This window comes from Streptomyces griseus subsp. griseus (genome assembly GCF_000720255.1).
Taxonomy (GTDB): Bacteria; Actinomycetota; Actinomycetes; order Streptomycetales; family Streptomycetaceae; genus Streptomyces; species Streptomyces griseus_I.
Map to the genome: position 1 here is coordinate 219,557 of NZ_JOJE01000007.1, position 13,124 is coordinate 232,680.

A 13,124-nucleotide genomic window follows, 5' to 3' on the forward strand; every position below is an offset into this window, starting at 1 on the left:
ATCAGGGCGGGGACACGGCGGGTCAGGCCCTGCCGCGGTGGGCGGAGGACGAGGCGCCGCCGAACAGCCTGGCCAGGGCGCGGAACGGGAGCGTCACCACCGTGGCTATCGCTCCACCGATCTGGCGCAGCACGTCTGCGATCGCACGGAACACGAAATTCACCTTTCCTCGCTGGTCTTCGCTTCCTCGTCCCGCCGTGGCGGCGGGACAAGATCCGAGTACCTCGGCCGCGTCCGATCATGCGCGCGCCGCCCCTTCCCATGGCAGGAACAGCGGGAAAGCCGTCATTGCGGCCATGCGGTCACCCGTCAGGAATCGTCCGCATGGCGCAGCGCACCGTTCTCGTCGTCCTCTTCGACGGCGTCCAGACCGTGGAGACGCTCGCCGCCCGCGCCCGCGCCGCCGACGCCACCAGCACCTGGACGACCTCCGTGTGCACCGGCTCGCTACTGCTGGCCGCCGCGGGTCTCCGCGACGGCCGCCGCGCCACCAGCCCCTGGCCGGCACTCGACCAGCTGAAGCCCTTCGGCGCCGAGCCGACGGGGGAGCGGGTCGTCACCGGCGGCAAGTACGTCACCGCGGCCGGCGTCTCCGCGGGCATCGACATGGCCCTCACCCTGCTCGGCCGGATCGCGGGCGACGTCCGCGCCCAGACCGTCCAGCTCGCCGCCGAGTATGACCCGCAGCCGCCCTACGACGCCGGATCCCCCGTGAAGGCGTCCGCCGCCGTCGACGCGCCCCGGGCGCGCAGCCGCTTCATCCTCACGTAGGCACACTCCACGTGAAGCGCGGCTGCCTGCGCTGAAGGAACGCGGCGACACCCTCCGCGGTGTCGCCGCTGCCGCGTGCCTGCGCGGCCCAGTGGGCGTCCCGGTCGGTGCGTCCGTCGGCGAACTCCTTCGCCGCCGCCTGCGTCAGCTGCGAGCGGCTCACCAGGACCCGCGTGAACTCCGCGACGCGCTCGGCGAGCCCGCCGGCGGGCAGCACCTCGTCTACCAGGCCGGTCCGCAGCGCCCGCCCCGAGTCGATCAACTCACCGGAGAACAATAGGTACTTGGTGGTGGCGGGCCCCACCAGCGAGGCGAGTCGCCGCGTGGAGGACGCCGGATACACGATGCCGAGCTTCGCCGGTGTCACCCCGAACAGGGCCCCCTCCTCCGCGAACCGCAGGTCGCAGGCCGCGGCGAGCTGCGAGCCGCCGCCCACGCAGTGCCCCCGTATCGCCGCCAGCGTGGGCTTGGGGAAGGCGGCGAGGGCCTCCTCGGCCTCCACGGCCAACCGCTGCGCCTCGTCGGGTGACCCCTGGAGCGTGGAGATGTCGGCCCCCGCGCAGAAGGTGTCGCCCGCACCGGTCAGCACCATCGCCCGTACGCCGGGGTCGGCGGCCAGGGTCCGCAGGAGCGGCGGCAGCGCCCGCCACATGGCGGCCGTCATGGCGTTGCGCTTGGCCGGATGGTGGACGACGACGGTGGCGACCGAGTCGGCGACGCTGTGCAGCAGCTGCGGCTCCATGCGCCGGATGCTATCCGGCGGACCGCGCCCGTGATCACGACGTCCGAGGTGAGTTACGGCACGAGGACAAGGGGCACCCGAAGGAAAAGACACCCGAGGAGGCGGCCATGGTCACGTCCATCCGCCGCAAGGGCGAGGCGGAGAAGCTCCGGCGCGACTTCAGCTGGATCGGCGCGCTCGGCGTGCTGCTGGTGATCGCGGGACTCGTCGGGCTGATCTACACCGGCGTCGCCACCCTCACCTCGATGATCCTGTTCGGCTGGCTGCTGCTGATCGGTGGCTTCGTCGGCCTGCTGCACGCGGTGCAGGCGCGCGGGAGCAACTTCTTCTGGCTCGGAGCCGCCGTCGCCGCCCTGAACATCGCCGCGGGTGTGGTGATCATCCGCTCGCCCGACGAGGCCGCCGATGCCCTCACCATGTTCGCCGCGCTGCTGTTCCTGACCGCCGGCCTCTTCAGGGTGGTCGGCAGCCTCGTGGTGCGCGGGCCCCAGTTCGGCTGGACCCTCGTGCTGGGCGCCTTCGACCTGCTGCTGGGCGTGCTGGTGCTCGCGAACTGGCCGAGCAGCAGCCAGTACGTCATCGGCTGCTTCTTCTCCCTCGCGCTGCTCTTCGACGGGCTCGGCCTGATGGCCACCGGATTCGGAGGCCGCCGCATCGTCGGCATGGTCACCGACCGCCTCCACACCTAGACGACAGCCCCTAACCCGTACAAGCGGAAGAGTTCGCAACCTCGGCGTGGCCAGGACAGGAGCGGTCCCACAACTGACCGTGTCATACGCCAGTGGTCAGAAACGTTCGATATGCGCTGACTTCTGTTCAGTTCTCGGGTGTGCGGGCGCGCGGTACCAACACTCGTCTCGTGGTGACAATCGAGCGCAAGGGTGGCGACCGGACGATGGAGAACCACGGGCCGCCGCAGCCGCTGCCGTACGAGGGGGTCTGGCGGTTCACCGCCCCCGCCGTGGACGCCTCGGTCCCGCAGGCGCGGCACGCCGTGCGGGACCTGCTGCACCGCCAGGGCGTGCCGCTCGCGGACGACCTGGCCCAAGGGCTCCTGCTGATCGTCTCGGAGCTGGTGACCAACGCCGTCCGGCACGCGGCACTGCTCTCCCCGATGCTCGCCGTGGAGGTCGCCGTCGGCGCCGAGTGGGTGCGGGTGTCCGTGGAGGACAACCACCCCTACCGGCCGACGGCCCTCGAGACCGACCACGGCCGCACCGGTGGCCGCGGCCTGCTCCTGGTGCGCGAGATCACCCACGAGGCGGGCGGGGTGTGCGACGTCGAGCACACGTCGAGCGGCGGCAAGGTGATCTGGGCCGCCATGCCGCTCAAACCCGCCCTGCCCTCCTGAGCGGTCCAGCCGGACAGGTCACCAACCCGCCGAGGGACCGGTCAGCTCCCGGACCGCCGGGCGCGCCGCGTCCAGGACGGTCGTGAACCACGCCGAGAACGTGTCCTTGGCGTGGCGCTCGGCCAGCTCGGCCGGCGTCACGAAGGCCGTCGCGCCGACCTCCTCCTCGTCCGGCCGCAGCGGGGACTGCACCAGGCCCACGAACAGGTGGTTGTACTCCTGCTCCACCAGGCCGGATTCCGGGTCCGGGTGGTTGTAGCGGACCGTGCCCGCCTCGGCGAGCAGCGAAGGGGAGACCCCGAGTTCCTCGTGCGTCCGGCGGGCCGCCGCCGCGAAGGGTGCCTCGCCGGGGTAGGGGTGTCCGCAGCAGGTGTTCGACCACACGCCGGGGGAGTGGTACTTGCCGAGCGCGCGCTGCTGGAGCAGCAGCCGGCCCCGCTCGTCGAAGAGGAACACCGAGAAGGCGCGGTGCAGTTGCCCGGGTGGCTGATGCGCGGCGAGCTTCTCCGCGGTGCCGATCGTCACACCGTTCTCATCGACGAGCTCCAGCAAAATCGCGTCCTCGGTGCCGCTCGACGAGCTGTGCGTCGCGGTGGCAGGTGTGATCGGCATACCCATCCTTCGCATCGGTCTTCGCGCCCCAAGTCTGCCGTACCAAACCGGCACTCCCGGCACTTCGCGGTACGCGTCACCGGGCCGGCGCCGGAAGAGGGGCCCGGTAGAAGATCGTGCCCTGCGTGACGGAGCGGGAACCGTCGGTGGCGTGCCGGTCGGCGGCAGGTGCCGTCCTCGCCCCGCCGGTGCCGGTTCAGTGGCAGAGTCGCGCCTCGTGCTCCGCGTGCCCGCGCGGCTCCAGCTGGAACGTGCAGTGCTCGACGTCGAAGTGGTCGCCGAGGCAGCCCTGAAGCTCGTGCAGCATCTTCTCGTGGCCGATGGCGTTCAGCGCGTCGGAGGACACCACGACGTGCGCCGAGAGCACCGGCATGCCGGAGGTGATCGTCCAGGCGTGCAGGTCGTGGACGTCCTCGACGCCCTCCAGGGCGAGGATGTGGGCCCGCACCTCCGCCATGTCGACGTCCTTCGGAGCCGCCTCCAGCAGCACGTCGAGGGTCTCGCGCAGCAGCTTCCAAGTGCGCGGCACGATCATCAGGCCGATCACCAGCGAGGCGATCGGGTCGGCGGCCTCCCAGCCGGTGGTGAGGACGACGACGGCGGAGATGATCACTGCGAGCGAGCCCAGCGCGTCCGCGGCCACCTCCAGGAAGGCGCCCCGCACGTTCAGGCTGTCCTTCTGGCCGCGCATCAGCAGCGTCAGCGAGATCATGTTGGCGACCAGGCCGATCACACCGAAGACCACGGTCAGGCCGCCCGCGGTGCCCGCGGGGGTGATGAACCGCTGGATCGCCTCGTACAGGACGTAGCCGCCCACGCCGAGCAGCAGCACACAGTTGGCGAGCGCGGCGAGGATCTCGGCCCGGGCGTACCCGAAGGTGCGGTTCCCGGTCGGCGGGCGGCTCGCGACATGGATGGCGAGCAGGGCCATGCCCAGGCCCAGCGCGTCCGTCGCCATGTGCGCCGCGTCAGCGACCAGGGCGAGCGAGTCGGCGAGGACGCCGCCGACGATCTCGACCACCATGACGGTGAGCGTGATCGACAGCGCGACACGGAGCCGACCGCGGTAGGCCGCCGTCGCCGTACCGCCCGTCGGCACGTGCGCGTGCCCGTGATCGTGCCCAGCCCCCATGGGAAGCGTCCTCCTGTGTGTCGACCCGGTCCCGACGTGGTTCGCCGGGATCACAGTCAACTACGGGTGGGGGGTATCCGGCAACGCGGCACTGAACACCGTTGTCATGTGCCCTGACCTGCGCAAACGAACCGCAGGTCAGGCGGGGTGGGTGTTCAGCCGCCGCGGTGCAGCAGCCACCCCCGCCAGGCCGACTCCACCATCTCGCGCACCCCGCGCCGGGCCGACCAGCCGAGCTCCCGTGCGGCCAGCACGGCGGAGGCGACCGCGCGCGGGGCGTCGCCCGGGCGGCGCGCCTCGACCAGGGCGGGCCGGGTGTCGCCGGTGATCTCGCCGATCAGCGTGACCAGTTCCCGTACCGAGACGCCCTCGCCCCGGCCGATGTTCACCGTCAGATCCCCCGTGCGCCCGCCGAGCCGCCGGGCCGCCGCGAGGTGCGCCTCGGCGAGGTCGGCGACGTGGATGTAGTCGCGCACGCAGGTGCCGTCCGGCGTCGGATAGTCGTCGCCGAAGATCCGCGGGGCCTCGTCGCGGGTGAGCCGGTCGAAGACCATCGGCACGATGTTGAAGACACCGGTGTCGGCCAGCTCGGGCGCGGCCGCGCCCGCCACGTTGAAGTAGCGCAGGCACACCGTCGCGATGCCGTGCGCCCGGCCCGCCGCCCGCACCAGCCACTCCCCGGTGAGCTTGGTCTCGCCGTACGGGTTCACCGGGGCGCAGGGGGTGTCCTCGGTGATGAGGTCCACATCGGGGTTGCCGTACACGGCCGCCGACGAGGAGAACACGAACCGTTGCACCCCCGCCTCGGCGACCGCCTCCAGCAGGGTGGCGAGACCGCCCACGTTCTCCTGGTAGTAGCGCGTCGGCTGCGCCACCGACTCCGCGACCTGCTTACGCGCGGCGAGATGCACCACACCCGTGACGGCGTGCTCGGTGAGGACCCGCTTCAGCAGGTCGCCGTCCCGCGACGAGCCCCGCACCAGCGGCACGTCCGCCGGCAGCCGTGAGGCGATCCCGGCCGACAGGTCGTCCAGTGCGACGACCCGCTCCCCGGCCCCGGCCATGGCTCGTGCCACATGCGCCCCGATGTATCCGGCTCCGCCGGTGATCAGCCACGTCATGGTCGCCCACCCTATGCCGACCCGGCGCGTGCCGGGCGCAATGTCCCTGATGCCGGGGATGGGGGGCGCGGTTTGTGGCTCGGGTCGCGCATCGCCCATGATGATCTCGGCAAAGGCCGGTGCGGACCCCGTCGACGGTGCCATGAACAGGCGGTGAACGCCCGCTTCCCGGCATCCGATAGCCTCTGCCGACAGCCGCCCGCTGGTGCGGCCAGGCCCAATGCGGAAACGGGCCCGGCGCCGCCAAGGGGCGCCCCCCATCGTGCACACGACCGGCGCGGACGCGTCGGGGACCCAGGGAGTGAGTTCGGTTGTCGACCGCCATCCTCACCGGTCAGCCGGTCCCCGGATCGTCGATCGAGGGGGACCTGCGCTCCCTCGGTTTCGACGTCCGGGTGGCCGCCGACCCCGCGGACGCGGAGACGCTGCTCGCCCAGGTGCCGATCGAACAGCGGGTCGCCGTGGTCGACGCCCGCTTCGTCGGCCATCTTCACGCGCTGCGCCTCGCCCTCACCGACCCCCGTTTCCCGCTCGCCGCGATCCCGGGCGCCGTGACCGCCCAGGCGGCGGGCCGACAGGCGCTGACCAGAGCGGTGGCGAGAGAGAACTCCGCGAGCGGCGGAACGGCCTTGGCTGTTGACAGCCTCGCCGACCGCATCGTCACCGCCCTCGGCGCCGACGACGCCCCGGTGCACCGCCCCACGCTCGGCAGACTCGTCGCCGCCGTCCCCGCCGACCCTCAGGCCCGCAACGAGGCCCGGCAGTCGGTCGCCTCCGTCGACGACGAGGCCGTACGCCTGAAGTCGGCCGTGAAGGCCCACGACGGCTTCTTCACCACCTTCTTCATCAGCCCCTACTCGCGCTACGTCGCCCGCTGGTGCGCCCGCCGCGGCCTGACCCCCAACCAGGTCACCACCGCCTCCCTGCTCACCGCGCTGATCGCGGCCGGCTGCGCGGCCACCGGCACCCGCGGCGGGTTCGTCGCCGCCGGCGTCCTGCTGATCGCCTCGTTCGTCCTGGACTGCACCGACGGCCAGCTCGCCCGCTACTCCCTGCAGTACTCCACGCTCGGAGCCTGGCTCGACGCCACCTTCGACCGGGCCAAGGAGTACGCCTACTACGCGGGCCTCGCCCTCGGTGCCGCCCGCAGCGGCGACGACGTGTGGGCCCTCGCCCTCGGCGCGATGGTCCTGCAGAGCTGCCGGCATGTCGTGGACTTCTCCTTCACCGAGGCCAACCACGACGCCACCGCCAACACCAGCCCCACCGCCGCCCTCTCCGACAAGCTCGACAGCGTCGGCTGGACCGTCTGGCTGCGCCGGATGATAGTGCTGCCCATCGGCGAGCGCTGGGCCATGATCGCCGTCCTCACGGCGGTCACCACACCGCGGATCACCTTCTACGCGCTGATCGCCGGCTGCGCCTTCGCGGCGACGTACACGACGGCGGGCCGGGTGCTGCGGTCGCTGACGCGGAGGGCGCAGCGCACCGACCGGGCGGCGAAGGCGCTGGCGGACCTCGCCGACAGCGGGCCGCTGGCCGAGGGAGTCGTCCGGGTGCTGAAGCGGCTGCGCGCGCACACGCCGTACGGCTCACGCGTCTTCCTGGCACTCGGCGGTGCGGCGTTGCTCGTCGCCGCGGCCTTCGAGCCGTACGGCAGCGCGCTGCCCGTCGTGGCGGCGGCGGTGTACGTCCTGACCTCCGGCGCCGCCGTCGCCCTGCCCCTCAAGGGCACCCTCGACTGGCTGGTCCCGCCCCTCTTCCGCGCCGCCGAGTACGGCACCGTCCTGATCCTGGCCGCCAAGGCGGGGGTGCACGGGGCCCTTCCTGCGGCTTTCGGGCTGGTGGCGGCCGTCGCCTACCATCACTACGACACGGTGTACCGCATCCGCGGCGACGCCGGAGCGCCCCCGGCCTGGCTGGTGCGCGCCATCTGGGGGCACGAGGGACGGACGCTGCTCGTCACCGTCCTCGCCGCGCTCCTCACCGCCTCGCAGTTCACGGCGGCGCTCACGGCCCTCGCCGTGGCCGTCGCCCTGGTGGTGCTCGTCGAGAGCATCCGCTACTGGGTGGCCGCCCACAAGGGCGGCGCGCCCGCCGTACACGATGAAGGAGAACCCGCATGATCGGCCTCGTGCTGGCGGCCGGCGCCGGACGGCGTCTGCGCCCCTACACCGACAGCCTGCCCAAGGCGCTGGTGCCGGTGGGGCCCGCGGGCATAGAGGGCGAACCGACGGTCCTGGACCTCACCCTCGGCAACTTCGCCGAGATCGGCCTGACCGAGGTCGCGGTCATCGTCGGCTACCGCAAGGAGGCCGTCTACGCGCGCAAGGCCGCGCTGGAGGAGAAGTACGGGATCGAGCTCACCCTCATCGACAACGACAAGGCCGAGGAGTGGAACAACGCCTACTCCCTGTGGTGCGGCCGTGACGCCCTCAAGGACGGCGTGATCCTCGCCAACGGGGACACCGTCCACCCGGTCTCCGTCGAGAAGACGCTGCTCGCCGCCCGCGGCGACGGCAAGAAGATCATCCTCGCCCTCGACACGGTGAAGCAGCTCGCCGACGAGGAGATGAAGGTCGTCGTCGACCCCGACCAGGGCGTCCGGAAGATCACCAAGCTGATGGACCCGGCCGAGGCCACCGGCGAGTACATCGGCGTCACCCTCATCGAGGGCGACGCGGCCGCCGAACTCGGCGACGCGCTGAAGACCGTGTGGGAGACCGACCCGCAGCAGTTCTACGAGCACGGCTACCAGGAGCTCGTCAACCGCGGCTTCCGCATCGACGTCGCACCGATCGGTGACGTCCCGTGGGTCGAGATCGACAATCACGACGACCTCGCGCGCGGACGGGAGATCGCGTGCCGCTACTGACCAGGCTCATCCCCTCGCCGGTCGTCGTGGACATCCGCCCGGGTGCCCTCGACGACCTGGGCTACGTCCTCGCCGACGAGCGCATCTCGCACTCCGGCAAGCTCGCCGTCGCCGTCAGCGGCGGTTCCGGCGCCAAGCTCCGCGAGCGGATCGCCCCCAGCCTGCCCGGCGCCACCTGGTACGAGGTCGGCGGCGGCACCCTCGACGACGCGATCCGGCTGGCCGGCGAGATAAAGGCCGGCCACTACGACGCGGTCGTCGGCCTGGGTGGCGGCAAGATCATCGACTGCGCCAAGTTCGCCGCGGCGCGCATCGGCCTGCCGCTGGTCGCCGTACCGACGAACCTCGCCCACGACGGCCTGTGCTCGCCGGTCGCCACCCTCGACAACGACGCCGGCCGCGGCTCCTACGGCGTGCCGAACCCGATCGCGGTCGTCATCGACCTGGACGTCATCCGCGAGGCCCCGGTCCGCTACGTACGGGCCGGCATCGGCGACGCCGTCTCCAACATCTCCGCGATCGCGGACTGGGAGCTCGCCAACCGCGTCAACGGGGAGAAGATCGACGGTCTCGCCGCCGCGATGGCCCGCCAGGCCGGCGAGGCGGTGCTCAGGCACCCGGGCGGCATCGGGGACAACGACTTCCTCCAGGTGCTCGCCGAGGCGCTGGTCCTCAGCGGCATCGCCATGTCGGTGTCGGGCGACTCCCGCCCGTCCTCCGGCGCGTGCCACGAGATCAACCACGCCTTCGACCTGCTCTTCCCCAAGCGCGCCGCCGCCCACGGCGAGCAGTGCGGCCTGGGCGCGGCCTTCGCGATGTACCTGCGCGGGGCCCACGAGGAGTCGGTGTACATGGCCGAGGTGCTGCGCCGGCACGGGCTGCCGGTGACGCCGGACGAGATCGGCTTCACGGTGGACGAGTTCGTCCGCGCCGTGGAGTTCGCCCCGCAGACCAGGCCCGGCCGCTACACGATCCTCGAACACCTCGACCTGACCACCCCACAGATCAAGGACACATACGCCGACTATGTCAAGGCCATCGGTAGCTGAACTCCGTCCGGTCGTGCACCCCGCAGGGGTGAAGGACCGGCGCAGCGGTGAGCACTGGATGGGACGCCTCTACATGCGTGAGGTGTCCCTGCGGATCGACCGCTACCTGGTGAACACCAGGGTCACGCCCAACCAGCTCACGTACCTGATGACCGTCTTCGGCGTCCTCGCGGCCCCGGCACTGCTCGTGCCGGGGATCCCGGGGGCCGTCCTCGGCGTGGTCTGCGTCCAGATGTACCTGCTGCTGGACTGCGTCGACGGCGAGATCGCGCGCTGGAAGCAGCAGTACTCGCTGAACGGGGTCTACCTCGACCGGGTCGGCGCCTACCTGACCGACGCGGCCGTGCTCGTCGGCTTCGGCCTGCGCGCCGCCGACCTGTGGGGCAGCGGGCGGATCGACTGGCTGTGGGCCTTCCTCGGCACCCTGGCCGCCCTCGGCGCCATCCTGATCAAGGCCGAGACCGACCTGGTCGGCGTCGCCCGCCATCAGGCCGGCAAGCCGCCGGTCCAGGAGGCCGCCGCCGAGATGCGCTCCTCCGGCATGGCGCTGGCGCGCCGGGCCGCCGCCGCCTTCAAGTTCCACCGGCTGATCCTCGGCATCGAGGCGTCCCTGCTGATCCTGGTCCTCGCGATCGTGGACCAGTCGCGCGGCGACCTCTTCTTCACCCGGCTCGGCGTCGCCGTGCTGGCCGGCATCGCGCTCCTGCAGACCCTGCTGCACCTCGTGTCCATCCTGGCTTCGAGCAGGCTGAAGTGAACGCGCCCCTGAAGGTCGGCGCGGTCGTCATCACCATGGGCAACCGCCCCGACGAACTGCGCGCCCTGCTCGACTCGGTCGCCAAGCAGGACGGCGACCGCATCGAGGTGGTCGTCGTCGGCAACGGCTCGCCCGTCCCGGACGTCCCCGCGGGCGTCCGCACCGTCGAGCTGCCCGAGAACCTCGGCATCCCCGGCGGCCGCAACGTCGGCATCGAGGCCTTCGGCCCCGGCGGCCGCGACGTGGACATCCTGCTCTTCCTCGACGACGACGGGCTGCTCGCGCACCACGACACCGCCGAGCTGTGCCGCGCGGCCTTCGCCGCCGACCCGGAGCTCGGCATCATCAGCTTCCGCATCGCCGACCCGGACACCGGCGTCACCCAGCGCCGCCACGTCCCCCGGCTGCGGGCCTCCGACCCGATGCGCTCCTCGCGGGTCACCACCTTCCTCGGCGGCGCCAACGCGGTCCGTACGAAGGTCCTCGGGGAAGTCGGCGGGCTTCCGGACGCATTCTTCTACGCGCACGAGGAAACCGACCTGGCATGGCGGGCCCTCGACGCGGGCTGGATGATCGACTACCGGTCCGACATGGTGCTGTTCCACCCCACGACCGCGCCCTCACGGCACGCGGTCTACCACCGGATGGTCGCCCGCAACCGGGTGTGGCTGGCCCGCCGCAACCTGCCCGCGCCGCTCGTCCCCGTCTACCTCGGGGTCTGGCTGCTGCTCACACTGGCGCGCCGCCCCTCGCGGCCCGCGCTGCGGGCGTGGTTCGGCGGCTTCAAGGAGGGCTGGACCACGCCGTGCGGACCCCGCAGGCCCATGAAGTGGCGTACGGTGTGGCGGCTGACACGGCTGGGACGGCCCCCGGTCATCTGACAAGCTCGTTCCTGAGAGCATGCGGGACGGGGAGCGTGTGGGACCGTACCCCGGTCCCCGGCTCATGCCAGGCCCGCAGGCTGTGCATCTCGAAGACGAAAGTTTCCACTTGTGAGTGAGACAACGCATGACGGTGGAGTCGCGGTGAGTGCGCCTCCGTCGCCCCACGAGGGCCTCCCGGCGCGGCAGCTCGCCGCCAAGTACGGGCTGTCCGTGAGCGGCGCGCGGCCCGGGCTGGGGGAGTACGTCCGCCAGCTGTGGGGGCGCCGGCACTTCATCCTGGCCTTCTCGCAGGCGAAGCTGACCGCCCAGTACAGCCAGGCCAAGCTCGGACAGCTGTGGCAGGTGGTCACGCCGCTGCTGAACGCCGCCGTGTACTTCTTCATCTTCGGCGTGATCCTGGAGGCCGACCGGGGCATGCCGCGCGAGGTGTACATCCCGTTCCTGGTGACGGGTGTGTTCGTCTTCACCTTCACGCAGAGCTCGGTGATGGCGGGTGTCCGCGCGATCTCCGGCAACCTCGGACTGGTCCGCGCCCTGCACTTCCCGCGCGCCTCCCTGCCGATCTCCTTCTCATTGCAGCAGCTGCAGCAGCTGCTGTTCTCGATGGTCGTGCTGTTCGCGGTGTCGGCCGGCTTCGGCAGCTACCCGGACCTGTCCTGGCTGCTGATCGTGCCGGTGCTGGCCCTGCAGTTCCTCTTCAACACCGGCCTCGCCCTGATCATGGCCCGGGCCGGGTCGAAGACCCCGGACCTGGCGCAGCTGATGCCGTTCGTGATGCGCACCTGGATGTACGCGTCGGGCGTGATGTTCTCCATCCCGATCATGCTGGAGGGCAAGCCGCAGTGGGTGGCGAACGTCCTGCAGTGGAACCCGGCCGCGATCTTCATGGACCTGATGCGCTTCGCGCTCATCGACGGCTACGGCTCCGAGAACCTGCCCGACCACGTGTGGGCGGCCGCGGGCGGCTGGGCCGCGTTGTTCGCCGTCGGCGGTTTCGTGTACTTCTGGAAGGCGGAGGAGAGGTACGGCCGTGGCTGAGCAGCAGACCGAACTGGTTCCCACCGTCATCGCGGACGAGCTGCACATCGTCTACCGCGTCAACGGCGCCAAGACCGGCAAGGGCAGCGCCACCGCCGCCCTCAGCCGGATCGTCAAGCGAGGCTCCGACGACGCGGCGCGCGGCGTGCGCAAGGTGCACGCGGTGCGAGGCGTCTCCTTCGTCGCCTACCGGGGCGAGGCCATCGGCCTGATCGGCTCCAACGGCTCCGGCAAGTCCACACTGCTGCGGGCCATCGCCGGCCTGCTGCCCGCCGAGAAGGGCAAGGTCTACACCGACGGTCAGCCCTCGCTCCTCGGTGTGAACGCGGCCCTGATGAACGACCTCACCGGCGAGCGCAACGTCATATTGGGCGGGCTCGCCATGGGCATGTCCCGTGAGGAGATCAAGGAGCGCTACCAGGACATCGTCGACTTCTCCGGCATCAACGAGAAGGGTGACTTCATCACCCTGCCGATGCGCACGTACTCCTCCGGCATGGCGGCCCGGCTGCGTTTCTCCATCGCCGCCGCCAAGGACCACGACGTGCTGATGATCGACGAGGCCCTGGCCACCGGTGACCGCAAGTTCCAGAAGCGCTCCGAGGAGCGCATCCGGGAGCTGCGCAAGGAGGCCGGCACGGTCTTCCTGGTCAGCCACAACAACAAGTCGATCCGTGACACCTGCAACCGTGTGCTCTGGCTGGAGCGCGGCGAGCTGCGCATGGACGGCCCGACCGAAGAGGTCCTCAAGGAGTACGAGAAGTTCACGGGCAAGTAGCCCATTCGGCAAGG

At 71.3% G+C, this 13,124-nt stretch carries 14 protein-coding genes and 1 pseudogene; 10 read left to right on the top strand and 5 right to left on the bottom strand.

The features are described from left to right. Positions 1-22: 22 nt before the first annotated feature. Positions 23-154, bottom strand: coding sequence for an LPFR motif small protein (locus IG99_RS51390; protein ID WP_267882529.1), 132 nt, complete (start codon positions 152-154; stop codon positions 23-25). A 242-nt stretch (positions 155-396) separates the two neighbouring features. Here IG99_RS51390 and IG99_RS13575 point away from each other — a divergent pair. Then, positions 397-771, top strand: a pseudogene (locus IG99_RS13575) (DJ-1/PfpI family protein); the annotation flags it as partial. On the opposite strand, the gene IG99_RS13580 reads toward IG99_RS13575, so the two are convergent. Then, on the bottom strand, positions 764-1,513 hold the full coding sequence (locus tag IG99_RS13580; RefSeq protein WP_037673377.1) for an enoyl-CoA hydratase/isomerase family protein: 750 nt from the start codon (positions 1,511-1,513) through the stop codon (positions 764-766). The pseudogene IG99_RS13575 and the gene IG99_RS13580 sit on opposite strands and share 8 nt — an antisense overlap. A 107-nt stretch (positions 1,514-1,620) precedes the next feature. Here IG99_RS13580 and IG99_RS13585 point away from each other — a divergent pair, with 107 nt between their 5' ends. Together IG99_RS13585 and IG99_RS13590 are read left to right on the top strand one after the other, a co-directional pair. Further along, positions 1,621-2,202: an HdeD family acid-resistance protein gene (locus tag IG99_RS13585; protein ID WP_037673378.1), complete on the top strand. Its 582-nt coding sequence runs from the start codon at positions 1,621-1,623 to the stop codon at positions 2,200-2,202. Between the two features lie 170 nt (positions 2,203-2,372). After that, entirely contained in the window at positions 2,373-2,864 is a 492-nt protein-coding gene (locus tag IG99_RS13590; RefSeq protein ID WP_037673381.1) for an ATP-binding protein, read from the top strand. An 18-nt stretch (positions 2,865-2,882) separates the two neighbouring features. Here IG99_RS13590 and idi read toward each other — a convergent pair whose 3' ends face one another. From idi to galE, 3 genes are all read right to left on the bottom strand, one after another. Beyond that, positions 2,883-3,476: an isopentenyl-diphosphate Delta-isomerase gene (idi, locus tag IG99_RS13595; RefSeq protein WP_037673384.1), complete on the bottom strand. Its 594-nt coding sequence runs from the start codon at positions 3,474-3,476 to the stop codon at positions 2,883-2,885. A gap of 196 nt (positions 3,477-3,672) precedes the next feature. Further along, on the bottom strand, positions 3,673-4,608 hold the full coding sequence (locus tag IG99_RS13600; RefSeq protein ID WP_037673386.1) for a cation diffusion facilitator family transporter: 936 nt from the start codon (positions 4,606-4,608) through the stop codon (positions 3,673-3,675). Between the two features lie 155 nt (positions 4,609-4,763). Then, a complete protein-coding gene (gene galE / locus IG99_RS13605) occupies positions 4,764-5,729 on the bottom strand; it encodes a UDP-glucose 4-epimerase GalE (protein ID WP_037673389.1) in 966 nt (321 codons plus the stop codon). Positions 5,730-6,040: 311 nt separating this feature from the next. Between galE and IG99_RS13610 the strand changes: the two genes are divergently transcribed. From IG99_RS13610 to IG99_RS13640, 7 genes are all read left to right on the top strand, one after another. Beyond that, positions 6,041-7,855 carry a DUF5941 domain-containing protein gene (locus IG99_RS13610; protein ID WP_037673391.1) on the top strand — a complete coding sequence of 605 codons (1,815 nt, stop codon included), beginning with the start codon at positions 6,041-6,043 and terminating at the stop codon, positions 7,853-7,855. After that, complete coding sequence (locus IG99_RS13615) at positions 7,852-8,604, top strand: phosphocholine cytidylyltransferase family protein (protein WP_037673392.1); 753 nt, start codon at positions 7,852-7,854, stop codon at positions 8,602-8,604. Before IG99_RS13610 ends, IG99_RS13615 begins: the two co-directional genes overlap by 4 nt. Next, positions 8,592-9,653, top strand: a complete 1,062-nt coding sequence (locus IG99_RS13620) for an iron-containing alcohol dehydrogenase family protein (RefSeq protein ID WP_037673393.1) — start codon at positions 8,592-8,594, stop codon at positions 9,651-9,653. Before IG99_RS13615 ends, IG99_RS13620 begins: the two co-directional genes overlap by 13 nt. Further along, positions 9,631-10,410, top strand: coding sequence for a CDP-alcohol phosphatidyltransferase family protein (locus IG99_RS13625; protein ID WP_199815510.1), 780 nt, complete (start codon positions 9,631-9,633; stop codon positions 10,408-10,410). The genes IG99_RS13620 and IG99_RS13625 overlap by 23 nt, the downstream gene beginning before the upstream one ends. Positions 10,411-10,445: 35 nt before the next feature. Beyond that, complete coding sequence (locus IG99_RS13630) at positions 10,446-11,291, top strand: glycosyltransferase family 2 protein (protein ID WP_394298010.1); 846 nt, start codon at positions 10,446-10,448, stop codon at positions 11,289-11,291. A 111-nt stretch (positions 11,292-11,402) separates the two neighbouring features. Next, the gene (locus IG99_RS13635; RefSeq protein WP_037673399.1) at positions 11,403-12,332 is read left to right on the top strand and encodes an ABC transporter permease; all 930 of its coding nucleotides are present in this window, start codon (positions 11,403-11,405) and stop codon (positions 12,330-12,332) included. Next, on the top strand, positions 12,325-13,110 hold the full coding sequence (locus tag IG99_RS13640) for an ABC transporter ATP-binding protein (RefSeq protein ID WP_037673402.1): 786 nt from the start codon (positions 12,325-12,327) through the stop codon (positions 13,108-13,110). The genes IG99_RS13635 and IG99_RS13640 overlap by 8 nt, the downstream gene beginning before the upstream one ends. Positions 13,111-13,124 lie beyond the last annotated feature (14 nt).

Bases quoted from the DNA above. Each gene is read 5' to 3' on its own strand.
- IG99_RS13580 (WP_037673377.1), bottom strand. From the start codon at position 1,513: ATGGAGCCGCAGCTGCTGCACAGCGTCGCCGACTCGGTCGCCACCGTC.
- IG99_RS13585 (WP_037673378.1), top strand. From the start codon at position 1,621: ATGGTCACGTCCATCCGCCGCAAGGGCGAGGCGGAGAAGCTCCGGCGC.
- idi (WP_037673384.1), bottom strand. From the start codon at position 3,476: ATGCCGATCACACCTGCCACCGCGACGCACAGCTCGTCGAGCGGCACC.
- IG99_RS13600 (WP_037673386.1), bottom strand. From the start codon at position 4,608: ATGGGGGCTGGGCACGATCACGGGCACGCGCACGTGCCGACGGGCGGT.
- galE (WP_037673389.1), bottom strand. From the start codon at position 5,729: ATGACGTGGCTGATCACCGGCGGAGCCGGATACATCGGGGCGCATGTG.
- IG99_RS13615 (WP_037673392.1), top strand. From the start codon at position 7,852: ATGATCGGCCTCGTGCTGGCGGCCGGCGCCGGACGGCGTCTGCGCCCC.
- IG99_RS13625 (WP_199815510.1), top strand. From the start codon at position 9,631: ATGTCAAGGCCATCGGTAGCTGAACTCCGTCCGGTCGTGCACCCCGCA.
- IG99_RS13630 (WP_394298010.1), top strand. From the start codon at position 10,446: ATGGGCAACCGCCCCGACGAACTGCGCGCCCTGCTCGACTCGGTCGCC.